Genomic DNA, 16,503 nt, shown 5'->3' on the forward strand with positions numbered 1-16,503 from the left:
GCTCCTCAGCAGTTTATCATTGGTACTCAACACGTTGTCATTGATTATGGCAATTCGCAAGTATCGATTACAAAATCACTAATCATTAGAAATTCAAAAACACCGCTGTGACTAACGAACGCATTAGTCGTAGCGGTGTTTTTGGTTTTATTAAGCTTCATAATCCGTCAAATCAGCCAAGAAGCGTTGAATCACCGCAAGTTCTGCTGGTGAGTAGTGTTCATGAAGGAGCGTGATTGCTTGATGATTGCGGGTTGCATGCATCTTATCATGATAGCGGGCCAGCTTACGACCACTCGGCGTTAAGCGGTAGAAGATCTTTTTGTGATCATCGGGTTGCTGGAATGAGCCAATTAAGCCCTGCGTTACGAGTCGTTTGGCTGCCCGGGTCACACCACCTCGAGTGACGCCGAGGTTAGTAGCTAAGTCGATGCCCGTTTGTGGACCGGCCTCTAGTTCAGATAATAAATGTAGGCCAACGATGGAAATATCCGGCAACAGGCGGCGTAGATTGGCTTCGGTGATATGCTGCTGTAACCATTTCTGTTCACCAGTAGTGGAAGCACGCTTGGTTCGAATCGTTTTGAGCTGCGTTAGAATTGTCTGTTCCGTGGATATTGACATCGATTGATCCCCCTTAGATAGTTGTGCGTCATGGCGACTGGTTCTCGTGGTGGTTAGCGCGCAATTATCAATTAATCATTAGCTTTTATTACTATTATTATACCGGTTTTAAAATTCACCGGCGAGTTTTTCTGCTGCTACCTGTGCGGCAGTGATGGCCTGTTCTCGCTGTTCTGGAAATTGGTCCAATCCTTCAATGAAGATGGTTCGGTAATCCTGAATCCCATACAGTTGCATCATGCCACGGAGGTAGGGGTCGCCTGCTTCAACCTGGTTGTGCTGATCAGGTTGGTGATAGTAGCCACCCGCAGCCTGAATGTGTAAGACGTGTTTGTCGGGTAATAAGCCGACCGGGCCGTTGACCGTGTACTTAAAAGTTTTACGGGCGACTGCGGTTAAGTCTAAGTATTGTTTGAGTTCGGCTGGAAGAAAGTGATTGTACATTGGATTAACGAAGACGATCTTGTCGGCTGCTAGAAATTCAGCTAGCCAGGCGGCGTGACGGCTAAGTAGTTCAGCTTCCACTGACGTTAGTTCTTCACCGTATTTTTGTTTACGCCAAGCTTCGAAGGTTGTGTCGTTCAAAGCGGGAACGCCGTCCTGATAAAGATCGCGTGTCGTAATCTCATCGTTCGGATGGGTTTGCTGATACGCAGTTTTAAAACTCGCTGCAACGGTCAGTGAGGCACTGGGGACGGTCGTGTGTGGATGAGCATTAATCATTAATAATTTTGTCATTTTAAACAGCTCCTTAATTTTGTTGACAAGCAACATTTTATCTTGAATATTGTTGCTTGTCAACAAATAAGATAAAAATTCCCCACACATTCGAAAATGCGTGGGGAATTTAAAGGATGCACGATTAATTTTGATTAACCAATGCTACTAGCACTAGGTTGGAGCGACTTTACGGGTAAATACGGTGCAACATACGTGGAAACGGAATGGTTTCGCGAACGTGATCTTGCAAAGTGATCCAAGTCAGAAAACGTTCCAGACCCATACCGAAACCGGAGTGCGGCACCGAACCATATTTGCGTAAATCGAGATACCACTCGTAATCCTGCAAGTCTTGACCGCTGGCTAGTAACCGTTCCTTCAAGTAGTCATAATCCGTTGAGCGTTCGGAACCGCCGATGATTTCGCCGTAACCTTCAGGTGCTAACAGGTCAGCTGCAATGACGACATCATCGCGCGTCGGGTGTGCCTGCATGTAAAAGGCCTTGATTGCTTTGGGATAGTTTAAGACAAAGACCGGTTGGTCAAAGTGTTCTGCCAAAAATGTCTCTTCCGGTGAGCCAAAGTCGACACCCCAGTCGACGTCAAAGCCGTTCGCTTGGAGTAGTGTAATAGCATCGTCGTACAAAACTCGCGGAAATGGGAGCTTGGTGTACTTTTGCAACGTCGCAACATCGCGGTCCAAAACGGCCAGTTCGTGGGGGCAATGGTCAATCACGGCTTGAACGAGGTAGGCCACCAATTGTTCTTGGACTTCCAGACTTTCATCTTGATGCATCCAGGCCATTTCAGGCTCAAGTTGCCAGAATTCTGTTAAGTGGCGACGAGTCTTGGATTTTTCGGCCCGAAAAGTTGGTCCAAACGTGAAGATTTTGCCGAACGCCATTGCGCCAGCTTCACCGTATAACTGTCCGGATTGTGATAAATAGGCGTCCTGACCAAAGTAATCAGTTTTGAATAATTCAGTCGTCCCTTCAGGAGCGGAACCGGTCAAAATCGGCGCGTCAATCTTAATAAAACCGCGGTCATTGAAGAACTCATAAACGGCTCGAATGACCTCATTGCGAATTCGCATAATTGCGTTGGGACGCGATGACCGTAGCCAAAGATGGCGATGATCCAACAGGAAATCAATACCATGGTCCTTGGGCGTGATCGGGTAGTCGTGACTAGTCCCAACCACTTCAAATTGTGAGATGGCAAGCTCGTAGCCAAAGGGGGAACGGGTATCTGCATGAATCGTGCCGGTGACCCAGAGGCTAGTTTCTTGCGCGAGGTCGGTCAGTTGTGCAAAAGCTGTTTCACCGAGCTCGTTTTTGAGAGCTACCCCTTGAAAAGTTGCTGTGCCATCGCGTAATTGAAGAAAGGCAATTTTGCCGCTAGAACGCTTATTACTGAGCCACACCCCAATTTTAACTTGTTCATTGACATGGTCAGCGGCGTTGATAATACTAATGGTTTCCATGATATTGATCACTCCTTCTTGTTGGATTTTAAATCAGATTAAAGTAAATGAATGTTATGTTCGGCACATTGGTCGATCATGGCTTGTGGCCACAAGGCAGCTTGTACTTCACCGACATGGGCTTTGCCAAGTAATAACATGCAGAGCCGTGATTGACCAATCCCGCCACCGATCGTGTAAGGGACGTCCGCGTTCAAGATCATTTGGTGGTATGGCAAGCTAAGCCGGTCTTCGGCGTCCACGTCTTTAAGTTGTTTCTTCATTGATTCAGCATCGACCCGGATTCCCATACTTGAGATTTCGATAGCTTGGTCTAATGGTTCATACCAGAAGAGGATATCGCCGTTCAACTTCCAGTCATCATAGTCGGGGGCGCGGCCATCGTGACGTTCGCCGGAATCAAGCTTCCAGCCAATTTGCATTAAGAAGACACAGCCGAGTTTCTTGCAAATGGCGTTTTCGCGTTCGCGCGGCGTCATGTCAGGGTACATGTCTTCGAGCTCTTGTGTGGTTAAGAAGTGAATTTCGTCTGGTAAGTGGTGAACGGCTTGTGGGAACTTGTACCAAACTTCGTGTTCCATGTGCTTGATCACTTTAAAGATTTGACGTACCGTGGCTTTCAAAGTTTCAACGGTTCGTTCTTCCTTACTGATCACTTTTTCCCAATCCCATTGATCGACGTAGGCGGAGTGGTAGTTGTCTAAATCTTCATCCTTACGAATAGCGTTCATGTTCGTGTAGAGACCTTCATGCATATCAAAACCGTAGCGCTTTAAAGCGACCCGTTTCCACTTAGCAAGTGAGTGAACGATTTCGATTTGTTCATCACCCATGTCTTGCATAGTGAAGGAGACAGGTTTTTCGACACCGTTTAAGTTATCGTTCAGACCAGTTTTCTTTTCAACGAACATCGGTGCTGAAAGCCGAGATAAGTTTAGTTGCTTCCCAAATTCATCTTGGAACGTTTCACGAATGTAACGAATGGCCTGTTGGGTTTCTTTAACGGATAATTTAGGATCGTAATCCTTTGGAATAATTAAATGCATATGCGTGGTCTCCTTTAAAATAAGTTCAGATTTTAGTTACAGGATAAAAGAAAAGAGCCTTCCATCCCTTGAATTATCAAGGGACGAAAGACTCTTTCGCGGTACCACCCAAGTTGTTTACCTTACAGTAAACCAGCTTTAAAATAGTGTACAAACATACACCACCGATGGTAACGTACCGGTTAACGGCTAATCCTACTTTAACGAGGTTATTTCAGTTAGCAACTAAGAAAGTGTTTTTCGGATTAGTCAAGTTCTGGTCGGGTTTCCACTCACTCCCGATTCACTGGCAGGTTGACTAATCGTACTCCTCTTTCCTCCGTTTTTTATCTTGTGACATTTATATTAGCACGATTCTGGTATTTGTAAACCACTAAATTAAAAATAAATTAGTTTAGTCTCATGAATTCACCATAAAAATCTTAGCTAAAACCGCAAGCTACCGGGCTTAATTAATCGTTTAAATTATAACGTAATTTCATTTTTTCAGAACCGGCAATGACCATATCGCCGAGTAATTTAGTTTGTAACTTCATCGCGGTATCGGCCAATTGTTGGTTAGCCGTTTCAAGATAGGCCGTGACGTCTTGGTGGTTAGCCAAGTCAGCGTCGGTATCATTCTCGATTTTACGGTAAGCACTCATGGCTTCGAGTTCGTAACTATTCCGCATATCCACGTAAAAGTCGTAGTCGGTGTCACCCAAAAGGGCGGTTGTACAGCTTAACCAGTACATGTGGTTGAGATTAAAGGTGCCGTCCGCATCTTTGTAGCTAGCTGGCGTGTCATTGACATTTGCATAGAATGGTACGACCGTGTTGAAGGTATTGGCACCAAAGGCTAACCAGTGAATACCGGCAACAGCAGCGGGGACGTTGTTGCGAATCTGTAAGATGTGCACATCGTGGTTACGGTTGATCCCGATTGGCCGGAAAAGGGTTTTGTCAGCTTCAGAGCCACTTCCGTAAACATCGTATTTCGTGTTTTCAAAGTGAGAACTCAAAACGAACTTGACGTCTTCGATAGAAATCTTACGGTTAGCATGGCAGATGAATGGTAAGTCTTGTTCCATTGGATCTTGTACAACGTCCGGCGTGAAGTATTTCTGACCGAACCAAGCCCGGGGGTTGTTGTAAACCGTATCTTTGATTGAAGCACTCCCAAAGATATGCCGCAAGTTGACACGGTCAAAGTCAGGATTCAAGTGGTAATCTTCAATCAATTGTTCAAGGTCAGCTGAAGCTAAGGTATCCTCAGCGTTAAAATCGAAATCGTCAATATTCATGCGGTTCGGAGCAACCACGTAAGCATCGTCAGGAATACGTTTAGCAACCCAGTGGTGACCACCAATGGTTTCTAACCACCAGATTTCGTCTTGATCAGAAAAAGCGATACCGTTTGGTTCGTAAGTCCCGTATTGTTCAAGCAGGGCACCTAGACGAGTAACGCCTTCCTTGGCGCTGTGAATGTATGGTAATACTAGGGTGCAAAGGTCTTCTTCACCAATTCCGCCGGCAACGAAGGGATCGATTCCCAAGATACGCGAGTTCGTGGTGATGGTTTCGGTTGCGGACATGGCGATGTTCTCACTGTTGATCCCTGCTGCTGGCCAGGTTCCATTGGTCAAGATTGAGTTGGGAATTGAAGTATACCGTAAGGGATTGTCAGGTAAGTCGACTTCGACCTTACTAATGACGGACTGATAGTGCCGGGGTTGATCTGCGGGATTGACCACAACTAATCGTTCGGGGTCTAGGGCTTCGTGACCATCATCGTTTCGTGAAATAATGGTCGAGCCATCGATTGAGGCTTTTTTACCGACGAGAATCGTGGTACATGAACCTTTAATACGTTTTTCCATGATATTAAAACACTCCTTTTAAGCTATTAATATCATTATACGCTTTCTGAGCGGGTCGGGATAGAACGGGCTTTTTTGAGAATATAATTAATCCCGCTAATACTAAAACCGGTGACCGCCGCAATTTCACGGTAAGTCTTGCCACGTGCCCGTAACTGGTGAACTTGCGCGTGGCTGGCATGTTGTGGTGTGGGGCTAGGCGTCTGGATTGACGGAACCACCGCTGGCACCGTAGCTGGTAGTGCGATCGGTGCAGGCGGTGTAGTGATTACCGGCGTTTGGTGAGTTAGTTCAGCAAGCTTAACCATGACTAATTCAGTTGTCTGAACATCCCAAATGGCGTTATGCTGGTGTGGATTGCTGATATTAAAAAGTGCGGCTAAGCCATTTAATGGCAGATCATGGCTACCGACCTTATGGTTGCCACGATTGATCAAGGTATTCGTATAGGCTTGGGCATCAAAAATCGTGACCGGGCGACTGACTAGCTGCTGTTCGGTGGGGGTCAATTGCTGATAATACTGAGTTAGTAATAATCGAATGTGTTTCATGTCCTGTGTCTGATCCCAAAAAACGAGGGGGAGTTGTGGCTGGATAACTTGCTGGATGAATGCTTTTAGAATCGTCAAGGGGTCGCCTTGCGCCTCGTAAGCGACGGTCGTTAAGCCAGTTGCTGATAAACCGGCCAACTTTTTGTCAGGTAAAAAGTTAGGATCATCGAAGTAACGATTGAAAAAAGGCGCTGTCTGCGTATGATGGGAAAAACCGATGGCACTGAGCTGGAAGATACTAGCCCGTAATTCGGGTGATTCGATGACGTGCCAACTGACGGCTTTAGCGGAGCCATTACGACGAAAGCGAGTGCCGAACTCGCAGTCGATGATTACGTAAGCGGTCGGACATTCACTCAATTCCGTTGGTGAAGGTAGGATCGTGGGTTGGCTTAGTTCACCGGCCGGCTGCGCAGGGGGAAACTGGTATCCCAGCGTCGCCAGAAATTGAACGGTATCCTGCCCGAGCTGGTTATTGGTTACTTTAGCGACCTTCTTTTCAGTTAAGACAATTTCTTTACGCGCCACGAATAAAATATGATAGCGCTGCTGTTCATCACAGATAATTTCGGTCACGTTGCCGGCAAGGCTGTATTCTGAAGCGAGTGCTAATTGATGGTCCTTTTGAATACGGTAAACGGGATGGTTGACAAAGTATAGACAATTCAAGTTATTTGAGATCTTACGCTCAAGTAAGGTTAGGTTCGTTGGCATCATCGACAACAGCTCCTCTGATCTAAGTACTTATATTTTAGCGGCTTTGTACATTAGCTGGCTAGTGTTTGCACTGCAGATCGAACCATGAATTTGGTAATCACGAATTGGTGCCTGGTGTTATAGTGACCGTAGAGTGCTAGTTGTGCGTCAGGTTGGAGTTGGTAAAATAAAGTCAATGCATGCTTGACGATGATGCAGTTGATGGGCGTAGGCTCGGTCGCCTTTAATGGCGTGACTTGTAAGTACAACATAAAGGGGTCCAACTTTAATATTTTGCTTTTATTTAAATACTTAACGGTTAGATTTTCTGACTGCATGCTAATCACCTCAATACGAGTATACGAACATACGTTCTTAAATGCAAGCAAAATAACTGCGTTAACAAATTTATTTTAAGATGAGCGTTAGGTGCACTGGACTGTTTCGAAATAATTTATTAAAAATCGCAACGAATCAGGCAAGTCACGGGGAAAAAGCTACAAAAAATTGAGAACTCTTGGTATGATGAATAGTAGTGAATGAGAGGAGGCCGAGTCATGGATCGAGGACGACGCGCAACGCTGGAAGAACGAATTGCGATCGTAAAGTATACGCTGGACCATTGCAACGATTATCGAGAAGCCGCTAAGCATTTTAATGTTTCGTATCCACAAGTCTATACATGGGTACGAAAATATCGACAACACGGCATGGAAGGTTTGGTGGATCACCGTGGCCGACCCAAGCAAGGCTAAGTCAGCATTGTACATATAAACTGTGTGGGCGAGTGCCCTTTGATGGCCAATCTGACATGGTCGTTTAATCAATATCGGTCTCTTTAAAGTGTCCGTTCCTATAAAATCAATAGGGACGGGCACTTTTCGGTATTTTGATAGTTTTCGTGGCGCAAGTGCGACTTAACGTACCTAGTGATTACCGGGGCGCGTTCTTGTCATGGGCCGGTATTCTCGGTAGAATGAGAGTATTAATTCAAAGAGGGAGTTTACGTGTGATGATTGACTTAGCGGCGGCACAGCAAGTATTAAAGACCACGTTCGGATATGATGAATTCCGACCGGGGCAAAAAGCAGTGATTGAACAAGTGTTGGCCGGTGAAAACACCCTAGCGATTATGCCGACTGGGGGTGGTAAGTCATTATGTTACCAAATCCCAGCGTTACTTTTTCAGGGGCTGACCGTCGTTGTCTCACCATTAATTTCTTTAATGAAAGATCAGGTAGACGCGTTAAATGATAATGGTATCGCGGCGACTTTTATTAACAGTTCACTGGATTTCCAAGAGATTAACGAACGGCTTCAAGAACTACGGGCGGGGGATTATACCTTACTTTATGTGGCACCCGAGCGGTTAGATTCGGATTATTTTATTCAAGCGCTGGGCCGGTTGCCCATCCAACTGTTAGCAATTGATGAGGCCCACTGTATTTCACAGTGGGGGCACGATTTTCGTCCCAGTTATTTAGCGCTCAGCACGGCGATTGAACAATTGCCGACCCATCCGCAAGTTCTAGCTTTAACTGCGACGGCAACTGAGCAAGTTGCTGCGGATATTTGCGGCCGCTTAGCGATCGATCCACAACATGAAGTGAATACTGGTTTTGCCCGCGATAACTTGGATTTGACGGTGGTCAAGGACCAAGACACGGACCGTTACATTTTAGATTATTTGAAAGTTAATCATGGTGAAGCCGGGATTATTTACGCCAGCACCCGTAAAGAAGTGATGCGTCTGACGAGTTTGTTGCAAAAGCATGATATTAAGGCCACGCCGTACCACGCTGGGCTAGATGATGCGGTTCGGCGGCAAAACCAAGAGGATTTCTTGTACGACCGTGTTGACGTCATGGTGGCAACCAACGCGTTTGGAATGGGCATTGATAAGAGTAACGTGCGTTTTGTGATTCACGCGCAGGTCCCCGGAACTTTGGAAGCTTATTATCAGGAAGCCGGTCGGGCTGGCCGGGATGGGTTACCTAGTGAAGCGATTTTGATTTTTCGACCGGTTGATATTCAACTTCAGCACTTCTTTATTGATGAGTCGGAGATGGATACGGAGCACCGACACCTGGCGTATCAGAAGCTACAGGTGATGACACGGTATGCGAATACCCAGGGCTGTTTACAACAGTTTATCTTGAAATACTTTGGTGAAAAATCCGCGCCGTGTGGTCGGTGTAGTAATTGTACTGATCAGCGGGAATCACAGGATATCACCACGGCAGCTCAACAAGTCTTATCGTGCGTCGTTAGGCTTCATTCCCGGTTCGGTAAAGGGGTCGTGGCCCAGGTATTGACGGGCGCTAATAATCAACGGGTCCGCGAATCGAACCTCAATACGTTGTCGACGTACGGGTTGATGTCCGGGCAGCGACAGAAGAGTGTCGTGGAACTGATCGATTTTTTGACTGCGAGCGGTTATTTGCAGTCGGTGGGTGGTCAGTATCCAACACTGACAGTCTCAGCGAGTGGAGTGGCCGTGCTTAAAGGAACGACCACGGTACACCGAAAGACGGCCCAAAAGGTGCAACAGACGGTACCAGAGAACAGTGCCCTCTTCGAACAGTTGCGGACACTTCGGCGTCAATTGGCGGAAGAACAGGGCGTACCACCATTTGTGATTTTTTCTGACCGGACGCTTCATTCGATGTGTGACCTGATGCCAGAAGACGACGCAGCTTTCTTAATGGTCAAAGGGGTCGGGGCCAGCAAACTTGAAAAGTATGGTGAAACCTTTATGGCGACGATTCGAGCGGCAGCTCATGCGGAATCAGCAACTAGCACCGATGAGGAAACTGATTAGATGGCTGATTGGTAAACTACGAGATGAAATGGAGTAACACGTATGGAATTTACTTGGCAACACCAGGGGCAATCAATGGCAATGAAACGATTCTTGACGACGCATGCCATCAGTATGCGAACAATCAAGGCAATCAAGCATGGCACCGGCGCGTTTCTTGTCAATAATCAAGTTCAAACGGGCGTTATTACCATTCATGATGGCGATATTGCGGGAATTCAACTACCAGACGAGGCACCGGATACAGCGGTAGCCGTCAGCGAACAACCAATCCAAATTGAGTATGAAGATGCTAATTGGCTCGTTCTTAATAAACCAGCCGGGTTAACCAGCGTGCCGGGGCCTAGTAATCGGACCGATACGTTGGTCAATCGAATCAAGGGTTATTTGATAGCCAGTCATGCCAGTAATCAACGACCGCACCTGATCACGCGGTTGGACCGGGATACGAGTGGCCTTGTGTTAGTTGCTAAACATCGGGTGGCGCAGGGGATGTTGACAGAGCCCCGAATTGCGGCGCAATTAGTGAAGACGTATCAAGCTTGGATCGAAGGGACCATTACGCCGGCTAGTGGCACAATTGATCGCCCGATTGGCCGGGTGGCTGACAGTCCTCGGCGAGTGGTCACCACGGCGGGCCAACGCGCCATTACGACGTATCAAGTGGAGGCGGACCAATTGCAGCATAACGTGAGTCGGTTACGGTTGGAACTTGTGACTGGACGGACGCATCAAATTCGGGTCCATCTAACGACGCTTGGGCACCCCTTATTAGGTGATGCGCTGTATGGCGGTAACTTGGCGTGGATTCAACGGCAAGCCTTACACGCCGCTAGTTTACAGTTCTTTGACCCCTTTTCGGAACAGACTTTACACTTTGAGGCGGCATTGCCAGCTGATCTGCAAGCCTTGAATCACGACTAAGTTCAGTTTAGGACCAGTGACCATCCGGATGAATGGTTAATAAAAATCGGCACTGCTAGAATGCGTTGAACATTCTGGCAGTGCCGATTTTTGGTTGGCAACCGTCTAAAATCAAGCTAACGTTTAGCGGGTAAGTTGCAGGCCCGCGTTATCCTGAAGGCTGCGGTGACTATTGAATGAGGCGCTAGTGCTTACGACTGACTAAGTGGCGCGTTATCAGCCGTTAGCGTCGCAAAAGTTGCCTGTAATTGCTGTAATGGTGCGGTTAACGTGAGAAAATAAATATGCTCGACCCCGTTACTACGCATATCAATGACCCCAGCTTCACGCATTAAGCGTAGATGATGTGAAACGGCGGGGCGTGAAATATTGACCAAGGCGGTAATATCAGTAACGTTGAGACCATTATCACTGTTCCCCAGAGCAATGATAATCTGACGCCGAATTTTTTCGGCGAAGATATTAATTAGTGTGGCACTTTCAATAAGTGCCGTTTCGGATTGTTGAAAATTAGCCATGGTGACTGCGTCCTTTCAAATTCAATTTACACTTAAGGACTAACTCCCCCCATCGGCAGTACGCTGAATTAGTTGTTAAGTGTTGGTATGACAGCTCGATTGTTCAAGTTCTGGTGAAATAGTTGCAGCCAAGAAAACTTTAAGTCTACAAGTTGTCAGTTAGACTAATTGTTATTGGAACGTTCGTACTTATGTATAATTAAAGCAAGTCGTTAATCGATTGTCAAACCTTTTTGTTAAAAGTAAGTACTATTAGCGGGTTTAACAATTGCTGTTCGTTTGATAACCATATTTTTATGTTGAAATGCGTTAAAATAAAAATAGCTTTTGAATGAATGATGGGAGTGGAAAATGTGAAAGTCTTAGGAATATTAGGTGCGCATCGCGCTGATGGCGTGACTGCCCAGCTACTGCAAGCCGTCTTAAAGGGGGCCGCGGCCAGCGCTGACACGGAACTAGTCAACCTCAACGATTATGAGTTGCGACCAGATCACGATAGTCAACCGAATGCTGACTTAGACGCGCTGGAAGCAAAATTAATGGCGGCGGATGTCTGGGTATTAGCTGCACCAACCTATTTGGGGAGCTTATCGGGGGTAATGAAAAACTTCTGTGACTGTTTTCGGGGGCGGATCGCACGGTTTAATTCCGTGGGTGAAGCGGTACCTGATCGCTTTAAGAACAAGCATTATGTGACGATCACGGATTGTTACGCGGGTGGTATTGAAAATTATTTGACCGGCGTGACTGACGCAACGTTTAAAACACTTGATAAATTTTTGACGATGGGTGGTCTCATCAAATTACGGGAGATTGTCGTAACTAAAACGTGGGGTATGCAAACCATCACAGCTGCTAAGCAAGCAGAATGTGAACGGGTCGGCGCGCGGGCTGCACATAAAAAGGAAAGGGATGACAGTACGATGAAACGGTATATTCAATTATTCTTCATGATTGCGGTAATGGCACTACTGACAATGGGAATCGAAGCGGGGATTCAACAATTGATTCCGCTGAACAATTTTTGGGCCTACTACGGCGTCTTTGTCGTCGTCTTTTACGTTCTTTTAGCAATGATTTTACATTTCTTCACTGTTGTTAAACACCGGCGTCGTTAAGGGATACGGCATGTGCATTCAGCAACAACGACATTAAAATTCAATTGATTAGCAAGCTGGGCTTGGCGTCTTAATCGCCGGAGGTCAGCTTGTTTTGCTATAATAAGAGCAATTACGAAGTACCAGCGATTATTTCAGTGTCCACGCGTATAATTAATATGGTATCGTCGAATTAGAAAATGAGGACACTTGGTACTGGTTGCCAGGCGTATGAACCATAATTAAAACATGTTAAATTAGATGAATTTTTATTTGGCAGCATGCTGTGATTGGTTTCGGTTTTGGCGCATCCAAGCTGCCGGTTTTTGAATCTAACTTTGTAAAAAAACTAATCATGGGTCATGCCCAAAAACGTGTTATTGATTTCAAAATTAATTTTGTTAAATAAAGGCTGTCAATCAAGGTACAAGGAGGAATAGCATGCAAGTTTTTGGACAATTTATTGCAACAGTCGGTTGGCTAGGATTGGCACTAGTCGCCAGCGAACTAGGTGCGACGTTAATTCATTGGCTCGGTCAGTGGGTCGGATTTCGATTAATTGGTGCTCGAATTGTCCGGATTACCGGTTTTCGACTTCAATTAAGTCGGGTTCGTGGTCATTGGAAATTAGAACGACCGCTGACGCGTCATCCACATATCGTGGCAGCACCCCCGGCGGATGCCAAACGGTTCAATCACGCCATTTATTGTTTTGGCGGTGGCCTGTTCAACTTACTGACGGTCATGCTCAGTTTAATAACTCTGAATCAATTTAAGTTTAGTTTCGATTTATGGTTGTTTGCGTTCATTATTTGGATCTGGGTCAATACGTTGAAAGCCGCCCAATTATTACCAATGAACTTGCACGGTTATCCCACGGCGGGCCAGGAATTTCGGCAGGCACGCGAATCAACGGCGGCGATGACCGCCGCGTATGTCACTGCGTGTGCTGCGGCCGTTAAGGTTCAGACCGGTAGTGTCCGTGACCTTGATGCGAGTATGATTGTTATGCCGCGCGATGGTGGCAATCGGAATTATTTAGTCGTCCGGCAAGCCTGGTTGATTCTGGAATGGGGACTTCAACATGGGCTGGACACCCCCGAACTGTTAGCGGGGTTGAGTCGCTTGGAGCCAAGTTTCAATACGTTGCCGCCAGCTGATTTGGCGAAGTATTTAGATGCGACATTGTACTGGAACTTGGTCACCAATCATCGTGACCCCCAGATCATAGCCTGGTATCAAGATGATGGTGTTCAACAGTTATTACGTCGTTACCAACCTTTGGCTCATTATAAGTTAACTGCCGTTTATGAATGGCGGGTCCATCAGCAGCCTGAACAGGCCCTAGCATTGATTGAAAAGGGACTAAAAATTGCTCAGCGCCTCCACGATGAGGAAGAAATTGCTTGGCTGAAAGCTTTACGCGTTCAAGTAACGGCCTAGATTACCGTAGAAACTTAGATTCTGTTAAAGATTGCCAGAATCGAAGTTTGTATTGGGGAATGGGTGGTAAACTGGTGACCATTGAAGTGAAAAAAGGTGAAAATGTGAAACAGCGAATCAAGCAACGGTGGGGGTTGTGGTTAACACTGCTGGTGATTGTTTTAGGACTAATCGGGGTTGGATTGACCCGGGTTAATGCGGGACTTTATCAGCAGACAGTTGCACAAGTGACCCACGTGCAGACTAAGAGTCGAAGCACGACGACGGATGAATTTGAAAATAAGGATGCGACAGTGACACAGTTGGTAACGGTCCGGGTGCTCAATAAGGCACATCGTGGTCGAACTTACCAGATCAAGAATACGTATACGCGCTCGGGCGCAATGGATCAGCCGTATCACGTCCGTAATCAAGTTTTCTTACGGATTCCTAGTGATCATAGTAGTGCAGTGACGATTCAGGGGTTAAAACGAGATACTGCCTTGGCGTTTGTCGCGTGGTTAGCCCTAGCACTGCTCTTGTTAATCATGCGTTTCAGTGGTCTGATGGCCTTTTTGAGTGTCGCGCTCAACGCTGTACTATTTTATGCCGCCATTCAGATCGATTTAGCTACTAATGGTGGCCACATTTACCTGCTCTTTGGCGTATTGGCTGTAATCTTCGCCGTGCTCACACTGTTGCTAGTGCTCGGTTTTAGTCGTCAAATGTTAGTAACATTGGGCGCGACTGTGGTTGGCACGGGACTGGCTGTCATTATTAGTCTGATCGTCTTTGCGGTGACCCATGAGCGTGGTGTGACTTATGAATCGATGCAGTACGTGACGCAGGTGCCCCGACCGCTATTTTTAGTCGAAACAGTTCTCGGTTCACTCGGAGCAGTCATGGATGAATCAACAGATATTGTTGCTTCATTGTTTCAATTGAAAACGGAGCGCCCGGACATTGCACCACGACAAGTATTTAAGTCGGGTATTCAAATTGGCCGGTCTATTATGGGGCCCTTGATCAACGTGCTATTTTTGATTTTCATGGCGGATACTTTCGCGATGACTTTGCTCTATTTCCGTAACGGCAATAGCTGGGGTTACACTTTTACAATGAATATGTCGTTGGGGATGGTCCAAAGTTTGATTTCTGGTATCGGTATCGTTTTAGCGATTCCAGTAGCCAGTTGGTTAGCCAGTCGATTGATGCCTAAGGCGGTGATGGCATGAACACGATTACCGTTTTAGGATTAATTTTACTAGGTTTGATGACATTAATTGGTGGTAAGACTGGAGCGACGGCCTTTTTGAGTTTGTTATTTAACTTTGGATTGTTGTTTTTAGCGGTTGTTTTGATTTCATGGGGCTTTCCAGCAATGGGGGTGTCGTTGGTCATTGGGACAATCATCTTGGCCTTCACGATTTTCTTTGGGGAGGACAACGAAGTGGCGGCCAAGCCAGCTTATATTGCAGCATTGATTGTTATGGTCATTTTAGTGCTGATTATTTTTCCCGTTGAAAATTGGATCATGGCGCAGGGCTTTAGTTTAGAAGATAGTGAAGATCTGGAAGGTATGTCGTTAGCCATTGGGGTCTCCTTTATTGGCGTAGCAGTAACTGAAGCAATTTTAAGTACACTAGGGGCCATTGCGGAAGCTGCTATTGCGATTGCGGCTGGTCTGAGTGAAATTCTGGCGCAGCATCCGCAGTTGCCAACTAAGCGACTCTATATCGATGGTATCAGTATTGGTAAGCAGATTATCGGGACGACTTTTAATACCTTGTTTTTCGGCTTTTTTGGTGGCTTCTTGGCGCTATTTATCTGGTTTGCGGGCTTACATTATTCCTTCGGGAGTGTTATCAATAATAAAATATTTGTTGCGGAAGTATTAATGGTATTATTCTCGTTAATTGGCGTTATCCTGGTAGTTCCCGTCACGACGTGGGTGATGACGATTCAACATCGGCAACAAATTAAGCACAACGATTGACGATGACCGCGGGATTTGCTACGGTTGAGAAAACAGTTGGGAGCGTTGTGATGATGGAAATTCGAACGGCACAACCGCAAGATAGTGCTCAAATTGCACCATTGATTGCGATGATTTACCGTGATATGGAAATGCCAGTCTTAAAAAATGTTAGCGAGGCCGACCTATTGGCAATGTTGACTGAGTTGTATCAGCGACCGGCCAATTTAGATGGGTTAGCGCAGACTTTTGTGGCGGTCATGGATCACAAGATCGTCGGTGTCGCGTTTGGGCACTTAGCGAAGAATGAAGTCGCTGTAAACGATTTGTTGCGGACGACTTCAGGTCATCATGCGGGGTTTGAGGCACCACTGGAATTAGGTGGTGAGACCCGGCCGAATGAGTGGTATTTAAGCATGTTGGCAGTTGATCCGCAAGCTCAGGGCCACGGAGTTGGTAGTGCCTTACTAGAAGCATTACCAGGACTCGTTGGTCAACTGGGGGCCACGAAACTGAGTTTAAACGTTGATGATGGCAATCCCCGGGCAGCTAAGTTATACCACCGGCATGGTTTTGTCCCGGATGGTCAGCTCATGATTGGCACACATCCGTACCAGCACTTGGTTAAGCCTTTATCATAATAACTGAAATATCGTGGTGTGTTTCTTAGACCACGGTATTTTTTTACGTCATTATGGCACTGAAGACTTTTCTATTGAGCATGACACAGTTAGAATTAAACTATTGAACGGATTAGGAAGGTGAAC

16 protein-coding genes and 1 other annotated feature are annotated in these 16,503 nt (G+C 46.2%); of the genes, 8 read left to right on the plus strand and 8 right to left on the minus strand.

Annotated features, from left to right (window positions below; all coding sequences use genetic code 11):
• Nucleotides 1–150: 150 nt before the first annotated feature.
• From MZO41_RS12165 to MZO41_RS12195, 7 genes are all read right to left on the minus strand, one after another.
• Entirely contained in the window at nucleotides 151–624 is a 474-nt protein-coding gene (locus tag MZO41_RS12165; protein ID WP_003641193.1) for a MarR family winged helix-turn-helix transcriptional regulator, read from the minus strand.
• 108 nt (nucleotides 625–732) lie between these two features.
• Nucleotides 733–1,362 carry an NAD(P)H-dependent oxidoreductase gene (locus MZO41_RS12170; protein ID WP_003644060.1) on the minus strand — a complete coding sequence of 210 codons (630 nt, stop codon included), beginning with the start codon at nucleotides 1,360–1,362 and terminating at the stop codon, nucleotides 733–735.
• A gap of 169 nt (nucleotides 1,363–1,531) precedes the next feature.
• Entirely contained in the window at nucleotides 1,532–2,827 is a 1,296-nt protein-coding gene (gene asnS / locus MZO41_RS12175) for an asparagine--tRNA ligase (RefSeq protein ID WP_003644061.1), read from the minus strand.
• Between the two features lie 38 nt (nucleotides 2,828–2,865).
• Nucleotides 2,866–3,873 (minus strand): aspartate--ammonia ligase, encoded by a 1,008-nt coding sequence (asnA, locus tag MZO41_RS12180; RefSeq protein ID WP_003641196.1) that lies wholly within the window; start codon nucleotides 3,871–3,873, stop codon nucleotides 2,866–2,868.
• Between the two features lie 76 nt (nucleotides 3,874–3,949).
• Nucleotides 3,950–4,202, minus strand: a binding site (T-box leader).
• Nucleotides 4,203–4,325: 123 nt separating this feature from the next.
• Nucleotides 4,326–5,732, minus strand: coding sequence for a C69 family dipeptidase (locus tag MZO41_RS12185; protein WP_252129687.1), 1,407 nt, complete (start codon nucleotides 5,730–5,732; stop codon nucleotides 4,326–4,328).
• A gap of 35 nt (nucleotides 5,733–5,767) precedes the next feature.
• On the minus strand, nucleotides 5,768–7,000 hold the full coding sequence (locus MZO41_RS12190; protein WP_003645742.1) for an RNA polymerase sigma factor sigma-70 region 4 domain-containing protein: 1,233 nt from the start codon (nucleotides 6,998–7,000) through the stop codon (nucleotides 5,768–5,770).
• A gap of 50 nt (nucleotides 7,001–7,050) precedes the next feature.
• Nucleotides 7,051–7,317, minus strand: coding sequence for a hypothetical protein (locus tag MZO41_RS12195; RefSeq protein ID WP_003644064.1), 267 nt, complete (start codon nucleotides 7,315–7,317; stop codon nucleotides 7,051–7,053).
• A 219-nt stretch (nucleotides 7,318–7,536) separates the two neighbouring features.
• Between MZO41_RS12195 and MZO41_RS12200 the strand changes: the two genes are divergently transcribed.
• The 3 genes from MZO41_RS12200 (at nucleotide 7,537) to MZO41_RS12210 (ending at nucleotide 10,724) form a co-directional block, all read left to right on the plus strand.
• Nucleotides 7,537–7,734: a helix-turn-helix domain-containing protein gene (locus tag MZO41_RS12200; protein ID WP_003641200.1), complete on the plus strand. Its 198-nt coding sequence runs from the start codon at nucleotides 7,537–7,539 to the stop codon at nucleotides 7,732–7,734.
• Nucleotides 7,735–7,991: 257 nt separating this feature from the next.
• A complete protein-coding gene (gene recQ / locus MZO41_RS12205; RefSeq protein ID WP_003644065.1) occupies nucleotides 7,992–9,800 on the plus strand; it encodes a DNA helicase RecQ in 1,809 nt (602 codons plus the stop codon).
• Between the two features lie 42 nt (nucleotides 9,801–9,842).
• Nucleotides 9,843–10,724, plus strand: coding sequence for an RluA family pseudouridine synthase (locus MZO41_RS12210; protein WP_003644066.1), 882 nt, complete (start codon nucleotides 9,843–9,845; stop codon nucleotides 10,722–10,724).
• Between the two features lie 191 nt (nucleotides 10,725–10,915).
• Here MZO41_RS12210 and MZO41_RS12215 read toward each other — a convergent pair whose 3' ends face one another.
• The gene (locus tag MZO41_RS12215; protein WP_003641203.1) at nucleotides 10,916–11,242 is read right to left on the minus strand and encodes an ArsR/SmtB family transcription factor; all 327 of its coding nucleotides are present in this window, start codon (nucleotides 11,240–11,242) and stop codon (nucleotides 10,916–10,918) included.
• 335 nt (nucleotides 11,243–11,577) lie between these two features.
• Here MZO41_RS12215 and MZO41_RS12220 point away from each other — a divergent pair, with 335 nt between their 5' ends.
• From MZO41_RS12220 to MZO41_RS12240, 5 genes are all read left to right on the plus strand, one after another.
• On the plus strand, nucleotides 11,578–12,360 hold the full coding sequence (locus MZO41_RS12220) for a flavodoxin family protein (RefSeq protein WP_013355320.1): 783 nt from the start codon (nucleotides 11,578–11,580) through the stop codon (nucleotides 12,358–12,360).
• A 420-nt stretch (nucleotides 12,361–12,780) separates the two neighbouring features.
• The gene (locus tag MZO41_RS12225) at nucleotides 12,781–13,782 is read left to right on the plus strand and encodes a hypothetical protein (RefSeq protein WP_013355322.1); all 1,002 of its coding nucleotides are present in this window, start codon (nucleotides 12,781–12,783) and stop codon (nucleotides 13,780–13,782) included.
• Nucleotides 13,746–14,996 (plus strand): YibE/F family protein, encoded by a 1,251-nt coding sequence (locus MZO41_RS12230; protein WP_013355323.1) that lies wholly within the window; start codon nucleotides 13,746–13,748, stop codon nucleotides 14,994–14,996. The genes MZO41_RS12225 and MZO41_RS12230 overlap by 37 nt, the downstream gene beginning before the upstream one ends.
• Nucleotides 14,993–15,757 (plus strand): YibE/F family protein, encoded by a 765-nt coding sequence (locus MZO41_RS12235; protein ID WP_003641207.1) that lies wholly within the window; start codon nucleotides 14,993–14,995, stop codon nucleotides 15,755–15,757. The genes MZO41_RS12230 and MZO41_RS12235 overlap by 4 nt, the downstream gene beginning before the upstream one ends.
• Before the next feature lie 2 nt (nucleotides 15,758–15,759).
• Complete coding sequence (locus MZO41_RS12240; RefSeq protein ID WP_225871433.1) at nucleotides 15,760–16,377, plus strand: GNAT family N-acetyltransferase; 618 nt, start codon at nucleotides 15,760–15,762, stop codon at nucleotides 16,375–16,377.
• Nucleotides 16,378–16,503: the final 126 nt, after the last annotated feature.

This window comes from Lactiplantibacillus sp. C232, assembly GCF_023806725.1.
Taxonomy (GTDB): domain Bacteria; phylum Bacillota; class Bacilli; order Lactobacillales; family Lactobacillaceae; genus Lactiplantibacillus; species Lactiplantibacillus plantarum.